This window comes from Streptomyces sp. SID13726 (genome assembly GCF_010548375.1).
GTDB lineage: Bacteria > Actinomycetota > Actinomycetes > Streptomycetales > Streptomycetaceae > Streptomyces.
The window spans coordinates 1-459 of record NZ_JAAGLY010000385.1; the positions used below are offsets into that span (position 1 = coordinate 1).

Annotated in this window: 1 pseudogene; it reads left to right on the forward strand. The window is 74.9% G+C overall.

What is annotated here, in order from left to right:
• Positions 1–459 (forward strand): annotated as a pseudogene (locus tag G3I78_RS48200) (DNA polymerase IV); the annotation flags it as partial.

Consider the following 459-nt stretch of genomic DNA (forward strand, 5'->3'; position numbering starts at 1 on the left):
GTGGGGCGTCCGGTGATCGTGGGCGGCGCGGAGCGGGGGGTCGTCCTCGCGGCGACGTACGAGGCGCGAGCGTTCGGCGTCCACTCGGCGATGCCGATGGTGACGGCGCGCCGCCTGTGCCCCCAGGCGATCGTCGTGCCCCCGGACCACACGCGGTACCACGAGGTCTCCCGGTCCGTCATGGCGGCGATCGGCGAGATCACGGCGCTCGTGGAGCAGGTGAGCGTCGACGAGGCGTTCCTGGACGTGAGCGGGGCCAGGCGACGGCTCGGGCCCCCGACGCGGATCGCGGCCGAGCTGCGGCGGCGCGTGCGGGCCGAGCACGGCATCACCTGCTCGGTCGGCATCGCGACGAACAAGTTCGTCGCCAAGCTGGCCTCGACGCACGCCAAGCCGGACGGCGTGCTCCTCGTGGCGGCCGCGGCCACGGTCCCGTTCCTGCGCACGCTGCCCGTCGGC